Annotated in this window: 15 protein-coding genes and 2 pseudogenes; all 17 read right to left on the bottom strand. The window is 48.3% G+C overall.

Annotated elements, in window-relative coordinates; all coding sequences use genetic code 11:
* Positions 1–157: 157 nt before the first annotated feature.
* Positions 158–559, bottom strand: a complete 402-nt coding sequence (locus AC0TN7_RS00225) for a hypothetical protein (RefSeq protein ID WP_024907040.1) — start codon at positions 557–559, stop codon at positions 158–160.
* A gap of 87 nt (positions 560–646) precedes the next feature.
* On the bottom strand, positions 647–1,435 hold the full coding sequence (locus tag AC0TN7_RS00220; protein ID WP_473701749.1) for a macro domain-containing protein: 789 nt from the start codon (positions 1,433–1,435) through the stop codon (positions 647–649).
* 655 nt (positions 1,436–2,090) lie between these two features.
* Entirely contained in the window at positions 2,091–2,408 is a 318-nt protein-coding gene (locus AC0TN7_RS00215) for a hypothetical protein (protein ID WP_228117517.1), read from the bottom strand.
* Between the two features lie 285 nt (positions 2,409–2,693).
* On the bottom strand, positions 2,694–3,014 hold the full coding sequence (locus AC0TN7_RS00210; protein WP_230581847.1) for a DUF7660 family protein: 321 nt from the start codon (positions 3,012–3,014) through the stop codon (positions 2,694–2,696).
* A 229-nt stretch (positions 3,015–3,243) separates the two neighbouring features.
* A complete protein-coding gene (locus AC0TN7_RS00205; RefSeq protein ID WP_224752844.1) occupies positions 3,244–3,762 on the bottom strand; it encodes a hypothetical protein in 519 nt (172 codons plus the stop codon).
* A 190-nt stretch (positions 3,763–3,952) separates the two neighbouring features.
* Positions 3,953–4,645: an Imm43 family immunity protein gene (locus AC0TN7_RS00200; RefSeq protein WP_473701748.1), complete on the bottom strand. Its 693-nt coding sequence runs from the start codon at positions 4,643–4,645 to the stop codon at positions 3,953–3,955.
* A gap of 91 nt (positions 4,646–4,736) precedes the next feature.
* On the bottom strand, positions 4,737–4,934 hold the full coding sequence (locus tag AC0TN7_RS00195) for a hypothetical protein (protein ID WP_071994455.1): 198 nt from the start codon (positions 4,932–4,934) through the stop codon (positions 4,737–4,739).
* A gap of 26 nt (positions 4,935–4,960) precedes the next feature.
* Positions 4,961–5,431 (bottom strand): annotated as a pseudogene (locus tag AC0TN7_RS00190) (type IV secretion protein Rhs); the annotation flags it as partial.
* Positions 5,432–5,456: 25 nt separating this feature from the next.
* Positions 5,457–5,936 (bottom strand): hypothetical protein, encoded by a 480-nt coding sequence (locus AC0TN7_RS00185; RefSeq protein WP_126801770.1) that lies wholly within the window; start codon positions 5,934–5,936, stop codon positions 5,457–5,459.
* Between the two features lie 324 nt (positions 5,937–6,260).
* A pseudogene (locus AC0TN7_RS00180) lies at positions 6,261–6,569 on the bottom strand (RHS repeat-associated core domain-containing protein); the annotation flags it as partial.
* Positions 6,570–6,812: 243 nt separating this feature from the next.
* The gene (locus AC0TN7_RS00175; protein WP_048992723.1) at positions 6,813–7,073 is read right to left on the bottom strand and encodes a lipocalin-like domain-containing protein; all 261 of its coding nucleotides are present in this window, start codon (positions 7,071–7,073) and stop codon (positions 6,813–6,815) included.
* Entirely contained in the window at positions 7,073–11,449 is a 4,377-nt protein-coding gene (locus AC0TN7_RS00170; RefSeq protein ID WP_473701747.1) for an RHS repeat-associated core domain-containing protein, read from the bottom strand. The genes AC0TN7_RS00175 and AC0TN7_RS00170 overlap by 1 nt, the downstream gene beginning before the upstream one ends.
* 3 nt (positions 11,450–11,452) lie before the next feature.
* Positions 11,453–11,893 carry a DcrB-related protein gene (locus AC0TN7_RS00165; RefSeq protein WP_024909853.1) on the bottom strand — a complete coding sequence of 147 codons (441 nt, stop codon included), beginning with the start codon at positions 11,891–11,893 and terminating at the stop codon, positions 11,453–11,455.
* A gap of 73 nt (positions 11,894–11,966) precedes the next feature.
* The gene (locus tag AC0TN7_RS00160) at positions 11,967–13,043 is read right to left on the bottom strand and encodes a hypothetical protein (RefSeq protein ID WP_248164965.1); all 1,077 of its coding nucleotides are present in this window, start codon (positions 13,041–13,043) and stop codon (positions 11,967–11,969) included.
* A 3-nt stretch (positions 13,044–13,046) separates the two neighbouring features.
* Positions 13,047–13,601 (bottom strand): hypothetical protein, encoded by a 555-nt coding sequence (locus tag AC0TN7_RS00155; protein WP_473701746.1) that lies wholly within the window; start codon positions 13,599–13,601, stop codon positions 13,047–13,049.
* 75 nt (positions 13,602–13,676) lie between these two features.
* On the bottom strand, positions 13,677–14,174 hold the full coding sequence (locus AC0TN7_RS00150) for a hypothetical protein (protein WP_248164970.1): 498 nt from the start codon (positions 14,172–14,174) through the stop codon (positions 13,677–13,679).
* Positions 14,167–15,025 (bottom strand): type VI secretion system Vgr family protein (locus AC0TN7_RS00145; protein ID WP_473701745.1); only part of this gene is annotated, 859 nt, incomplete at its 5' end. The genes AC0TN7_RS00145 and AC0TN7_RS00150, both read right to left, overlap by 8 nt.

Here is a 15,025-nt window from a genome sequence, read left to right as displayed (position 1 = left end):
ATCGTACTCCAGGCGGCGGGACCAGCGGCGCGGCGACGGGCGCTGGGCATTGCCGGTAAAGTTGTCCCATCGATAAAGATTACATCGTTAAAGATGGCGACGTAATGAACTTCTTGTTTAACGTTTGATTTGTTTTGAATGGTATAAATTACTGTTCTTACGCCTTCTTACGCAGATAGAACTCAAGATATTTTTTAGGTCTATCCTGAAAAGCACGCTCTTTGCCGTAGTTATAAGCATCGTTAAAATATTTATACGCTTCATTGAATTGATTCAACTCGTAACAGACCATACCCAAGTCGATTAACGGTGCAGTGTCTATATCCGATCCACGTGTCCGTAAAGCCGTCTCTCCCCATTTCTTTGCCTCAACGTAATCCGCAAGATCAAAATATGCGCTGTACATGCATGCAGAGATCCAGTTGGCAAATTCTGATTCGGACTTTGGTTCAGGAAGAGCTTGCCAGGCCTTTTGGTATTGTTCTAAAGCCTCGGCGTATTTTTGGCTGTCGTGTAACTCGTTTCCTTTTTCAATAGTATTTGTTATAGATATTTTCATACTCAAGCGCCTGTCCTTTTAATTAAAAATCCTTTTCTAAGCAACAATCGAATTCAATAAAATGCATTATTAAATTATCATTTAATATTATAAAATTATTACATTGCAATCGATCATCTTATAGCAAATCTTTTTAAGTATCAATGACTCTATAACATCCCAATCACCTCCACCGAGGCCAGCGCCTATTCTTGGCATTTGTACTGAAAGGCGATTTACTAAAGCAAAGTCAGATAACTTTTCAAGACAAATTTCCAGGGATGCATAACATACGTATTGATTTTTGTCATTGACATTTTTCTTAATACCATCTTGTGCATACATATTAGCAATAAATATCTGTTCTTTAGCATCAACCAAGACAAAATCAACCGTACCTAATTCTGGGGTGTTATTTCCATTGAAGCTATTGAGATAGTATTCCTTTGCAGAAGGATATTTATTTGAAAGAGACAGAACAAAGCCTTTACCCCATTTCCCTTTATTATTCACAATGTGAGCAATAACTATGGATTTTTTCAAAGGTTCCACAGCATTTCCAGACAAGAGCTTTATTTGTTTTTTTTCTTGCAATGAACTCGTTGATGTTTTCCAGAAAGTTTCAAATTCCTCATTCGAAATTTCTTCAGTATCACTTAAGTCCAGATCGCTTTTTTTACCATCATACAGCAGAAAACCAACTTTCTCGTTTTTATCTAGCAAAGAGGAAGATGCATAACAATCGCCATCTATAATATTTATTTGTCGTGTGGCCACCTCCCCTATGAATTCATTGAGGATAATTCCTTCACCTGCAATAAAATCAACGTTACCTTTATAGTATTTTTTCACATCAACCACAACTCCTCGCACTTTTAACAATTCTTTCGGAGACATCAAGATCTTTTGTGTTTAAGATAAAGAATGTATTTTTCCGGGGTTCAATTACATCCAGGCCAGTAACATCTATGTCAACAAAATGGCTTATACCTTTTTATTTTCTCGTTTAGGATGGCAACTGTCCAATTTATATTGGAAACACTATGATATAGTCATATAAGTAACTTCAATTGAATCATATATTTTACCGGTTCTCCACTTACAATTCATGAGGGTCTAAGCAATAGTGGCAGAGAATTGTTCCTGTTAGGTTATGAGGGTCATAAGCAGCATCAACATGTCCCCACTCCCTTGATACAGGAAGAACAATAGTAGATTTAGTTTTGAACCATTCCCTTAAACATCGGGTGACTTTCCCTTCGGGTCTATTCTGTTTTCCCATCAATAATTTTTCTGGGGCGAAGCGCCAACTACGAATTATTGAGTTAGGATCATTGTGAACCAAGAAGTCAATTATTAGATATATATCTCCGAACTCATGGTCACCTTTAAGGATAGTTCTGTATGAGACTGTTTTATTGTCTTTTTTTTTCAGGCCACCCCTCCCACCTTACATTTGTATTATTAAACAACTCTGTCTTCGTAACTCTTGGTCCTAATAGAACCCTTTTATTAAATTTAAGAACACCAGTTTCTGCGTCAAAATTCATTTTCACATCCCAATATCAAATGGAAGACCAATAGGTTCCAGAACTTTTTTATAATTCGAAAGGAAGAATTGGGTACCGCCACCGCTTCCTAACATTTCAGTATCTGGTGACAAAGCTTGTCCCGTACCAGCAATAGCATCTCGTTTGACTCTATACATCTGAATCTTACTTCTAAACCCATATTTTTCATGAGGTAGAACTTGTAAACTTTCCCATAATTTTTGTCGACTACCACTAGCAGCTTCTAAAGTGGCTTTGTCGAAATAAAATCCTGACTGCCCAGGTGCTCCACCATAAACAATATCGCCTTCTTTAAGCATTGTGTTTGACCAAGAATAACGGCCTTGATAAATCCCTCTTCCTTGCCACTGCCTACCAAATGCCGCCTGGTTATGGTCATTTTATCGAGTCGGTGCACACTTCGCTTTCAATCCTAATGGCTCAACCCAATTCAACGGATTAGTGGCGTAAACGTAAGTATTTATACCGCCATTAAAACCTATCGGGTCATCGGAACGATTCGGACGCCATCATACTTTTTAACACGTTAAATAATAAAACGCCGGGAAGATTTGATGCTCTTCCCGGCCAATTATTATTGAATATTATTCATAAACTCTTGCAGCCATTAAAATATCTGCAATAAATGTCCAGTTAACATTTTCTGGAACAGGTAATTTTTGATTTAAATAATATCCATCCATATCTTCAACCCAAGATGCCATCGATTCAAAATATGAGGGTAAGTCTTTGCTCTCCCACTCACTTAGATCATTTCTGGCATTTGAAGATAAATTCTCAAGAAATTTAATAAAATCGTCTCTAGTATTTATTCCTTTAGTATTCATAACAATATTACTCCAGTACTTTTTTATTCCATCACCCAATTTGAAAATAATCGACTTACCATCTGTTTTTGTTGTCATTTTCCACATCTGATCAGCAACTTCACTAGGTGAGGCCCATTTAAATGGAACTCGTTTCCTTTTTCTACAAGAGATGTAACTTTTTCATCAAATTTATCGAAACCGTTTTTCATATGCTTATTCATTATCAATCGAAAAGAGACCTCCTTGCCTATATAAAAGTGGTTTTAAGCGAAAAATGTTGTCAGAAGTAAGGAGGGTTCTAAAAGTGTTAGTTTTTATTATTAACCTAGCCAAAAAAGAATTGCTTAAAACCTTCCGCCTCAACATCCTTAAGCTTGCTTTTTAGCATTAAATCGATATCTTCCAGAAAGTCCTCTCTGAAATTAAAATCATCATCTGTAGCATCACCATCATATTTACTTTGTTCGATCTCAATGGCAGAACAAAAAGCATCCAAAAAGTCGGCTAACGAATTGGAAATAATGAAATTTCTTTTTTGAATACTACCATAAACAGGAGATGTGATATTTTGGGTATCACAAAAAAGAACATCTCCATTTCGTTCAGCAAAGATTATATATTCATCGCGCCAGGTCGTGTCATTTTGAACTCGCCAGCCTGATAACATTTTATTAAGCTCTTGGGGCTCAACAATCTGTATAATGAATGCACCATCAAATGTTGGGTGGTCATTTAAAATCAAATGGCTATAAAAAAATCGAATTTCACCATTTAAATTTACAGGAAAAGAAGTTTCATTTTCATCGTCTGCATAGTCTATCTCTCCCATATTTAAATCATTCATTTTGAATTTCTTGACAAAGTCTTGGATAGTATTTTTTATATGCATTATTCCTCTTTAAGCGTTAACATTATTGGCTACGCTTAAAATTACCATATCCATAGTTGAAAAATGTACTCATAATCCAAAGAACTTCTTCGCGCCATTAAAAAAGAAAAACAAAGAATCAATAATGGCACGACACCCTTCAATATTAAGGTAGTTTATTGCCCTTTCTTTTACGATTTGAGTGTATTTCGTAGAAATAATCTTCACAAAAAACGTCTAAAGCATTTTCCAGTGGAACAAGTTTCACCCCCCGGAATCCTTTACTGTCTATAACTTCCTTGACCTCTTGTTTAACAATGATAAAACCACCTAACAATGTGTCGTTCAACGAAAGTATATCATTTTCTAGCGCATCATCCTTGAATTCAATTTTAAAAGGTATGGTATCTCCGAACTTATCCTCTTCGAGAATAGATTTATCCTTATCTATAACATCGCCGCCTGGAAAATATGCATATTTAAAATCATCCCGAAGAACTTGACCATTCCCAATCGAAACTGGTGTAATATCTCGGCCAAAAAAAACATTGTGCTTATAATTTTCAAAAATCGAAAATAAAGACTTATCCATCAAGTGTCCAAAGTCTTTTTTATAATAGTCAAATTTCAAAGCCCCAACATTTTTATTGCACAACAAATAAATATGGTCTGGGCATGCATCGTCTGTTATTCGATAAGGGAAGGGAAAGGCAGAGCCTTCTATTTCCCAGTTTTCATTAACCTGTAATCTTTCATCAACCATGCCCTGTAAATTTCTTGGCATGCGTGATGATTCAAAGTCATTCATGATCACATAATAGGACATTAATTCATTCCCCTGATTTTTTTGTGGGAACATGACCCATCCAAATTTTATTCTTCATATCAATCTGGATCCGCCTTATAGCTATCCTCGCCCCTTTAGCATCTAATCTTCCAGAAATATATCGTTACTCAACACGAGCAATGCGCCGACGGAGAATGTCACTATAGTTATGATAATTACTGCTATGGAAGATATCCATACCTTTCCCTGCATCTTGTTTCATCGCTGATGCGCTACCTGGAAAATTAATACCATTAAACGCAGAGTTCATGTCTTTTCCGATGCCAATATTATTGAAGAATGATTGCTCCTCTTTCCACACCTCAACGGGTATAACATGGTGAGCAGAATTCGCTCCGGCGTGCCGTTCGGCTGGAAGTGGAACCAGAAAATCTCCGGGGCATCAACGCCGTCAATACGCGCCAGCGGGTCGTAGCTGTCCTGATCGCTGTAAACGTAGGTCAGCGGCACATCCCCGTGCACTTCCTGCAGCAGCCGGAACCCTTCCCAGACAAACCGGTTGGTAACCGGCTTACCGGTTGGCTGTCGGCCCAGCATCTGGCGGCGCGTTTTGCTGATGCGGCGACCGAGCGGATCGTAGCGGAAGCTGACCTGCGTCTGCGGTTTGTTGCGATCCCGCGGCTGGCTGATGACTTCCGTCAGGCGGTGTTCGCCGTTGTAGCGGTAGTGCCAGCGGGTCTGGCCGTTATCCTTCTCCACGGTGCGGCCGTGGATGTCATAACGCCAGCGAATGCCGTTCAGCTGCGTCAGGCGGTTGTGCGTGACCTTATCAGCGGAACCTTCAAGCGGGTTATCAGCACAATATGACAACCTTATTTAATAGTTAATTCCACGTTAAATAAATACCGCAATTAAATGATTTAATATCATAGCAAATAGTTATATCACCCCATTCCAAGTGCCACATTATACTATGTTTTTCTTTTTCATCTGGTTTGCCAAGATCATATTCACCCGACACCCATTGATATAAAAATTCGACTTCTTTATTTAGCATATCAATGTTAGAAACCTTATTCCAATCATTTATTGCCTTATAATACCCTCCCTCTTTATAAATTAATTGCACCGTAAATGGCAAATTACTGAAGCATAATGGTTGTATTATAATCTCGAATTCCTTTCCCGACCAAAGAACGGTATTAACTGTATAATGATGGGGAATTAATTTCTGCATTTTATTTTCTGATTCAAGATATTTGTAAAGATCAGAAGTTATAAATTCCTCCTCCCTTTGTATTAAAAGACATTTATTGTCTAACTCAACCTTACCATTTACCACGTTAATTTTAAAATTAATCATATGCTAATGACCTTCCCCGGTATCAAAAGATTTCTAAATTCCTCAGGGATAAAGAATTGCCCCCCCCTCGACCATATATCTCATTAGCCAATGCTCTTCCATATGCTACATCAATATCCTCACTTACATAATAAGCTCTAACTTGCGTTCTTAATGTACGATGAGGATCTATTTTAACCTGAAGTGCTTCATGGTAGCCTATAGCATTTCCTTTATTTTGCCTAACGGTTGGATAAGTCACTGCATATGATGGAGGAGTATCACCGTTTGGATATAATGCATACAGAATCGTGCCTTTTTTCAGTTTCCTGTTTTTGTAGACATCTATACTTTGTAATCACCTTGACCTTGCCATCTCGTAGCTTCTTTAGATGGATCCTTACATTTACAGCTCAACCCCCACGGATCCACCCACCCCAGCGCATTCGGCGCATACTGGTAAAGGTTTATCCCCCCCGCCAGCCCTATCGGGTCCTGCTGCGTAAACCGTCCGCAGTCCGGGTCGTAATACCGGAACAGATTGTCGTGCAGTCCTGTCTCACGGTCCAGGTATTGCCCCTGCATCCGCAGGTTCTGAGAATATCCTGATCCCTGCGTCTCGCTCTCCCGCAACAGCTTGCCCCAGGCGGTGTTCGCCATCTTACCGGTAGTGCCGGATCTGGCCGTTATCCTTCTCTACGGTACGGCCGTGGATGTCATAGCGCCAGCGAATACCGTTCAGTTGCGTGACCCGGGCTTTGATTTTAATATATTAAGCCAGCCAATAGTGTTCTTTTATTAAAAATTATCTGTTTTTTGTTGTTTGAGTGAGCACTTCAAAAACAGACGCTGCTTAATTATAACCTCGCAAAAATCAATCCTTCTCTTTGCTTAATATCAGGGCATCATTTTTTTAATATCAAGTGCGTAATTAACAACATCATCTAAAAGTTTTTCTTCCCTGAGGGAAAAGTTTGCGTATTGAGCCATAGCTCTGCATGTTGACAGACTTTCAATTATTTCAAATGGAATTTTGTCTCCAAAAATTTTTATCTGTTCATAACGAGTTTGAAAAAAATTTACCGATTCATGTTTACCATTGGCATTAAGTTCAAAAATTATTTTTTCAAGTGCATTTTTTAAGTTATTCAATTTCATTACCAGGGAACCCTTAAAGTTTTAACCACCCATGCTCTTGGAAGATTTGATACCACAGCCTGGTATCCCATCCCAGGATATCCTGCCCCTTGAGCTGCAGCAGGACCTTCACTCACCCACGTTCCTTTAGGAACTCTAAACTCTGATACATTAGTAATATTAACACCCCAATCATGGCGAATAGCTAGCTTTTCTCGCAAAACCTCCTCGGAATTGTATTTTTCATTTGTCAGCCAAGAAATTTTTCTTCCTGTTCTATTATTTACACCATGATATTTATAAAAAGTCTCGTCTCTTTTCAGCTGCCTGTTTTTATAAACGCTTTTATCAAATGTTTCTGCAATTCCTCCAGGAAGTTGCGGCCCTGGTTTTTTCCCTGTATTGCATCGGCTTAACCCCCACGGATCCACCCACCCCAGCGCATTCGGCGCATACTGGTAAAGGTTTATCCCCCCCGCCAGCCCTATCGGGTCCTGCTGCGTAAACCGTCCGCAGTCCGGGTCGTAATACCGGAACAGATTGTAGTGCAGCCCTGTCTCACGGTCCAGGTATTGCCCCTGCATCCGCAGGTTCTGGGAATATCCTGATAGCTGCGTCTCGCTTTCCCGCAGCAGCTTGCCCCAGGCGCTGTTAACGCCTTCCCAGCGCACCTGCCCTTCGCTATCCGTCATCCGCTCCGGCGTGCCGTTGGGCTGGCAGTGGAACCAGAAAATCTCCGGCGCTTCCACGCCGTCAATACGCGCCAGCGGGTCGTAGCTGTCCTGATCGCTGTAGACGTAAGTGAGCGGCACATCCCCGTGCACTTCCTGCAACAGCCGGAACCCTTCCCAGACAAACCGGGTGGTGACCGGCTTGCCGGTTGGCTGTCCGCCCAGCATCTGGCGTCGCGTTTTGCTGATGCGTCGCCCGAGCGGATCGTAGCGGAAGCTGACCTGCGTCTGCGGTTTATTGCGATCCCGCGGCTGGCTGATGACTTCCGTCAGGCGATGTTCGCCGTCGTAGCGGTAGTGCCAGCGGGTCTGGCCGTTATCCTTCTCCACGGTGCGGCCGTGGATGTCATAACGCCAGCGAATGCCGTTCAGCTGCGTCAGGCGGTTGTGCGTGACCTTCTCAGCAGATCCTTCGAGCGGGTTACCGGCAGCATCCCAGCGCCACTGCTCCTGTCCGGGCAGCGTGCCGTCCTGAACGAGCAGGCGCCCGGCGCTGTCGTACTGCCAGCGGTACCAGCTGAACGGGTTATCGTCCCGCTCTTCGCGCACCAGATTATTGCGGTAGTCGTAATCCCAGCGGCGGGACCAGCGGCGCGGTGACGGTCGCTGGGCATTGCCGGTAAAGACGTCCCGGCGGTGCAGTCGGCCGAGGCGGTCGTATTCGCTGCGGGTGGTCAACAGCCCCTGGGTGCGGCTGGTCTCACGGTGTAGTTCGTCGCGAGTAAAATCGGAGACCGACAGCTTGTCGAGAGCAATGCTGAGCAGATGCCCGCTGCCGTAGTAGAACTGCTTCAGCTCGCGGCCATCGGGCAGCGTGACGGAGGTGCGGTTGCCCAGCGCGTCATACTCCCACGCCAGCTCGCCGTGCTCGCCCGCCTCGCGCGTCACGCGACCGAGCGCATCATACTCAAAGACGAGCTCCTGCTCTGCCTCGGTGCTCCACGCGTCGGCTGAAAGCGCAGGATGCAGCCCAATCCGGCTTAACAGCCCGGACGGCGTGTAGTGGTAGCGTGTCTGCCCTTCCGGCGTGGTGCGGGCGACCAACTGACCGCTCGCGCTCCAGGCGAAGGCGTGGGTGATAGCCTCCGGATGACCGGCGGCAAAGGTGCGCGCAATCGTGCGCCCGCAGGCATCATAGCGATACTGCGAGGCTACGCCATCGAGCCCCACCTCTTCCAGCAGCAGCGAGTCTGGCCCCCAGCGGAACTGATACGCTTCGCCGTTCTCGTTTTCCAGGGCAATCAGACGCCCGCGGCTGTCCCAGCGGCGGCGCACCTCTTCACCCTGCGTATTACGGGTGGCGGTTAAGCGCCCCGCCTCGTCATATCTGAACTCGCTCTCTTTCCCGTCGGCGCCCGCATGCTTCACCGGCAGGCCACGTTCGTTCCATTTGAGCGATTCCGTCCAGCCTTCCGGGCGATCGAGCTGCACCGGACGCCCTGCGGCGTCGTAGCGGTAGCGCGTCTCTTCACCGTCGGCGCCAGTCTCGGCCACCAGCCAGCCCAGCGGATGATAGCGATAGCGGGTAATTCGCCCGGAACAGTCCGTCGAACGGATAATCTGCCCGGCCTCGTTGTACTCCTGGTAGCGGCTGTTGCCTGCGGCATCGACCTCTTCCACGACCAGGCCGAACGCGTCCCGGCGCAGCTGCGTAGTCTGCCCCATCGGATCCACCACGCGCTTCAGCCCGTGGTGTTCGTCGTACCAGAACCGGGTGGCGCTGCCGTCGGCTTCGATAATAGCCGCGGGAAGCGCGCGGTGCTCCAGCCAGGTGGTGGTGCGGGTATTGCCGTCGGCATCGGTCTCCTGCACCCGGTTGCCCATCTCGTCGTAGACGAAGGTGACGGAGTTGCCGAGCGGATCGATGCGACGCGTGAGAAGCTCGTTATCATCCCACTCGTAGCGCCAGTTTTCACCGCGCTCGTCAACGTAGCGGACAATCAGATTCTGCGCGTTCCAGTAGTGGCGGCGCGTCTGACCATCGTAGTGCTCGACGGTCGTCAGCCCGGCGGCTAAATCATAGCTAAAGCGGCAGCCGTCGCCGGTGCTGGTGCGGTTTTCCACCACGCGCCAGTGGTCGAATTTTTGCCAGCGGTATTCGCTCTCCAGACCGCCCGGCAGGCAGTGCCAGACCATCAGCCCGTGCTCGTTATAACGGTATTCACGCGTCACCACGCCGGAGGCATCCGTCGCGCTCGCCAGCTGGCCGCGCGCGTCGTAGCCCCACTGCATCAGCGGCCAGGTTTGGTTGCCGTCGAAATGGCTGGCCGAGGTCACGCGCAGCGGGAAGCGCTCATCTTCATAGCGCAGGGTGACGTCTATCGCCCGCGGCTCATCATGAATACCAACCAGCCTGCCGTGCTCGTCCCACGCCGTCAGCAGCGCGTTGCCGTACTCGTCGCTGAGGGAGGCCAGACGCAGGATAGAAGGATTGATGCGGGTCGGTTTGTACAGACGCCACACTGCACCGTCATCGTCGGCAATCGCCACGTCGCCGTTCTCATTGCGGCGGATAATGATGCCTTCGCTGATGCTGTAAAACGCGCGGTCGACAGGCGGCAGTTCAAAGCTCAGCTCGCGCCCGGTTTCATCGAACCAGGTCGCATTGTTATCTTCCAGCGTCAGATAGCTGTCAAAAGTCGTTGCCCAGCCCAGACCAAACAGCCCTTCGCGGGTCGTCAGGCTGTTGTAGCTGCGCTGCCAGCGAAGCGGGAAGCGCCCCGGCAGCGAGAAGTCGAGCTCATCGTCGTCGTTCAGCACCTTCACGCCGGTGGCGGCGTGGACCGGGTGCGAGGAGCCAAACACGGCGTTGACGGCCATATCCGCCAGCATCCCGCCGCCGGCCGCCGCCAGCGCGCAGGGCATGTTTTTCAGGAGCTTGCCCGGACGCCCGCGCAGCAGGGAGAGCGCAATCATCCCCAGCGCCAGACCCGGCGTTTTACCGCTTTTGATATCGCGAACCGTGAGCGTGTCCCCGCCGATGATCACGTTCGGGGAGACGTCGTCGGACACGGTGCCTTCGCAGGTGGTGCGATCTTTCGCGCGCACCGCGGGCTGTCCGTTAATGAAGACGCTTTTAGAACCTTCCGCCAGATACTGCGGCCCGGAGTGCTTTTCACACGCCACCTTGTCTTCTTCCAGCGGCGAGGTCCCCGCCGCGGCAGAGGCCACGCTCGGCTGCCACATTTCGCTGCCAAACTGTCCGGCAGCGGAAAGCAGCATGCCCGCGTAATCGGCAAAGCTGCCCGGCGACTGCGGCTCAGGGGACGGTGTATCGGCGGGCGTCAGCGTGCCTGCCGCGCGGGCGGCGGGGATTGCGTTGGTCAGAACGTTGTTCGAGCCGGTGGTAATTTTACCCGCAGGCGACGGCGGGAAGAGCGCATTGCCTAACCCTTCCGCGGCGTTGCTGATATCGTCGGTGATCCCCGCCACGTTCGCCAGCACGCCGCCAATAATCCCGCTTAACAGACAGCTGGATCCGACTGCCGCCACGCCTGCTGCGGCGGCTCCAGCACCGAGGAGTGGCGCGGCGGCCGTAGCCGCCAGCCCCACCGCCGCGCCGATCACCGCATAGGCGGCACCTTCCGCCACAATGCTGGTGATGTCAGCAAAAATGCTGGAGTGAATAATCTCGTCGCCCTTACGGGCCGCGTTGTTATCGCTCATGCCTTACACATTCCGGTTGTCGTTTAGCGTCAGGCTCTGCTTAAGCGCGCTCCAGCGCACCTCGTCCTCTTCGGTAAAGGCTCTGAGTGCCGAGAGGGTAAAAATCATCAATACCGGTTTGCCCGGCGTCTGCACGGCCAGCTGTTTTTGCCACAGGCGTTGCCCGTTACGGTCAAACGTGGTTTCAACTTCCAGCCCGTTAATGTTTCCGTCAGGCCCGGCTTTTACGTCCCGGAATTCGCTCTGGGCGATCTCACCCATCTGAGGACGCAACACATCCCACTGGCGGTGAAACTCTTGTTTGTAGTCGCTGCCATCGGGAATCACACCGCGGCTGACCACTACGGACAGCCCGCTTTCGTCATCGCGAATAATGTTCATACTGTTATCCTGCCAGGCAGCAGGAAAAAGGGAAAACGAGCCTTCCTGGAGGGTGTATTTCATAAGTGAACTCGGGATGCTTAATATTGAGAGAAACAAGAAGGCCAATCGATGCTGGCCTTTTGGCTGGCTATAGTTATTTAAGCCACTGGCCTGACTGTTCGACTAAAACATGGCTGCCTTTGCTGACAACCAATTTCACGGGTGCATACGTGACGGTATAAGCGATCTCGCCGTTCTTGTACGTTGAGCCGATTATTTTACCTGCGGGGTCGTGTAACGTTTTTCCCTTTAAGGAGATCGTACTGTTATCGCTTTTGCGCACACCGAGATAAACCATCTGGTCACATTCACCCTCGAAACGCCCGCACTTGTTTATCAGAGAGATAGTGAACTTTTCGGTGTCCAGTTTTCTGGTTTCCGCGTTTTGAACCGAAGCGGCTTTACGTAACGTATAACGCAGCGGAGCATAATCATTTCCTTTTTGAGGAGGAGTAACTAAACGCCATTCCATTTCACTCCCCTTTAGTTCCAGAACAGCCCGTCCACCTGCGCCGCCAAACGATGAGTTGAACTCAACGTTCGCACGGTTTCCCGCGATCGTACCGCTAAGATTATGCTCATCATCTTCCGGGCAATCGATGCGGTTTCCTCTCCGGGAGACATAGCAATAAGACCCGGTGATACGGTTGCCAGATTCAGCTAGCCGCAGGGTTAACGTCGAGTCGTTCTCGAATTCACCAGCCCACTCCCCGTCAAACGCGAGTCCTGATTGGCTGCTTTTTGCAAACTGCATCGTATTGAATCTGGCGGCCCATTGCTGAATATCGGCATTAATGGCCTGACTATTATCAGATGACTGGTAATGGATAACGTTTGATTCTGGAACCACCCAGGCCGCAAAGATTTTGCCGTCAGGATTGATGACCAGCGCGGATGCGTTCTCCTGATAAAGATCTTTTAGCCAGCCCTCAACAAACAATCCGCCACCTGGGGTGGTATGTGGTTCGCCGAAGACATCAAAGTTATCAATAAAGGTCTGGTAATGATCTCCCAACGTCTTCCTGAGATTGTCTGTCACTTCGCTGTCGTTAACGATGCGTCTGACCGTATCGAGGTTATTGTATTGCGATAACTCTAACGCAGATGACGTTTCAACTGCGCCTGTCAATAAAGCCGTGAACAATACGGTTGCAACATATTTTTTGGTCATAAATTATTCTTGAGAATCATTGTTGTAATTCATCGTTATTTTTATAACGTTGTCGCCTTTTATCTCAAAAGAGAGCAGTTTTTTATCCAATTCGTAGGTAATCCACTGCTCCCCGGCATCATTTTCGACCTGACCGGTACCGTATGCGCTGTTCAGTTCCTTTCTCGTTGAACCCACATGGACACCGCGCGGCGTTGCGAAGTCTTCGGCAGTCAGCGTAATTTGAGACACGATATAATCATCAAAGCTTCTTTCCGCTTTATCCCACCAGAGGTTGGAAGTGAATATTTCTACTCCAGCGTTTTGATGCTGAAAGAATTTATATTGGACTCCATCAAAAGGAACCTCACCGGTAAAACTGCCTTCCACCGGCACGCCAATTTTACGGGCAATATCAAGCGTCCATCTGTCGCCCAGGGCGACAGGCTGGTCTTTGATCTGCACAGAAAAATCCCGTTTTGTCAGAACGGGAGGCATCACCTGAGCCAAAACCACATTGCTGCCGAGACAGGTAAACATCAGGACGGAACAAAGAAATATCGGCGTGTGTTTTTTCACGTTAATCGTCATTTATTGAATGTGTATGGCCATTATCACCCTGAAGAAACCGTCAGGACATGAGTGCAGTATTTCTTAGTCGGCGCTAATGACGACTGAACCCAGACAGTGAGGATTTTTCACGCTGAAACTGAAGCTCACTTTTTGTCCATTCATATCTTTTCGGGCTGTATAGCTGGTCACTTCGTTCTCCGAACGGCCGCGCGGATAATCAGTTAACCTCAGCTGCGGATAGCGCTTTTTAACGGTATCAAGCGTTATGCATTGACCTGAGGAAGGTGAAAAATTCAGTAAAGGCGCCATGCCGTCGTTTTGTTTGCTTAAACGTAACCCAATTGCGGTTATGTTCGTTCCATCAGCGAGTTTGATATCGTCGGCATTGTAGAAACTGATATATTCATTTTGCCTGGTCATCTTAAACGATAACGGCGCGTTACTGAGGGTTGTAACGGATAACGTCTTAAGCGATGCACTCATCCCGGAAATAAACATCCAAAGATCCTTTTTCTGCGCATCTCCTCCAGCCATTCCCGTCGTTAGTAACGCGATAAGCACCGCACCTGCTTTACTCATCTTTGGCCGTAAATTTCGCCTGCACCGCCGCATCAATATCCCCTTTATGCCCCGATCCCGGCGCCGTGGTGCCCGGTTTTGTACCAGAGGTATTCAGATGCAGCTTACCGCCCGTGGTGATATACCCATCCCCTTCCACGAAGAAGTTAAACTCTTTGCCGATGAGGTTAATCTTGCCGTTAGCATTCAGCTCAATGGCACTCTCACCGGAGACCAGCCGCAGCTTCGTCCCGGAAGCGATAACATACTGCTCCACCGCCGCATCCAGCTTGCCTTTACCCGTCAGGATCTCGGTGCCACCTTTCACGGCCTGTGTCTGGTTCGCTTCCACGCGATGCAGTTCATTTTTCTTCACGTAATGGCTGCGCTCGCCGCCGACGCTGTGCGTTTCATCATTTTTAACGCTGGTGTCCATGTTGCGCTCGGCCTGGATCCACACCTGCTCTGCACCCGCTTTATCCTCAAACCGCAGGGCGTTGGCGTTGTCCACGGAACCGTCTTTCGTGCGGCTCATAAAGCCCATCTGCGTCGCCGCAGCCGGCAGCGCCCACGGCGGCATGCTCGCGTCGTTGTACACGCGCCCGGTAATGATCGGACGGTCCGGGTCGCCGTTGATAAAGTCCACCACCACCTCATCGCCGACGCGCGGGATCTGCACCCCGCCGTAGCCCTGGCCCGCCCACGCGCTCGACACGCGCACCCAGCAGGAGCTGGTGTCATCGCCCTTCGCCAGACGGTCCCAGTGGAACTTCACCTTCACCCGACCGTATTTGTCCGTCCAGATACTCTCCCCGTTCGGCCCCACCACTTTCGCCGTCTGCGGGCCGTAGGTGCGCGGCCACGCCGTGCTC

The sequence above is a fragment of the Enterobacter sp. PL_is511 genome (assembly GCF_055816065.1).
The sequence above is the reverse complement of the archived record's forward strand: the minus strand, read 5'-3'. Positions and strand labels throughout refer to the sequence as shown.

Coding starts and splice junctions, on each gene's coding strand:
- AC0TN7_RS00160 (WP_248164965.1), bottom strand. CDS start 13,043: ATGACCAAAAAATATGTTGCAACCGTATTGTTCACGGCTTTATTGACA.
- AC0TN7_RS00225 (WP_024907040.1), bottom strand. CDS start 559: ATGAAAATATCTATAACAAATACTATTGAAAAAGGAAACGAGTTACAC.
- AC0TN7_RS00150 (WP_248164970.1), bottom strand. CDS start 14,174: ATGAGTAAAGCAGGTGCGGTGCTTATCGCGTTACTAACGACGGGAATG.
- AC0TN7_RS00205 (WP_224752844.1), bottom strand. CDS start 3,762: ATGAATGATTTAAATATGGGAGAGATAGACTATGCAGACGATGAAAAT.
- AC0TN7_RS00170 (WP_473701747.1), bottom strand. CDS start 11,449: ATGAGCGATAACAACGCGGCCCGTAAGGGCGACGAGATTATTCACTCC.
- AC0TN7_RS00210 (WP_230581847.1), bottom strand. CDS start 3,014: ATGACAACAAAAACAGATGGTAAGTCGATTATTTTCAAATTGGGTGAT.
- AC0TN7_RS00175 (WP_048992723.1), bottom strand. CDS start 7,073: ATGAAATTGAATAACTTAAAAAATGCACTTGAAAAAATAATTTTTGAA.
- AC0TN7_RS00215 (WP_228117517.1), bottom strand. CDS start 2,408: ATGCTTAAAGAAGGCGATATTGTTTATGGTGGAGCACCTGGGCAGTCA.
- AC0TN7_RS00165 (WP_024909853.1), bottom strand. CDS start 11,893: ATGAAATACACCCTCCAGGAAGGCTCGTTTTCCCTTTTTCCTGCTGCC.
- AC0TN7_RS00185 (WP_126801770.1), bottom strand. CDS start 5,936: ATGATTAATTTTAAAATTAACGTGGTAAATGGTAAGGTTGAGTTAGAC.
- AC0TN7_RS00220 (WP_473701749.1), bottom strand. CDS start 1,435: ATGTCTCCGAAAGAATTGTTAAAAGTGCGAGGAGTTGTGGTTGATGTG.
- AC0TN7_RS00200 (WP_473701748.1), bottom strand. CDS start 4,645: ATGTTCCCACAAAAAAATCAGGGGAATGAATTAATGTCCTATTATGTG.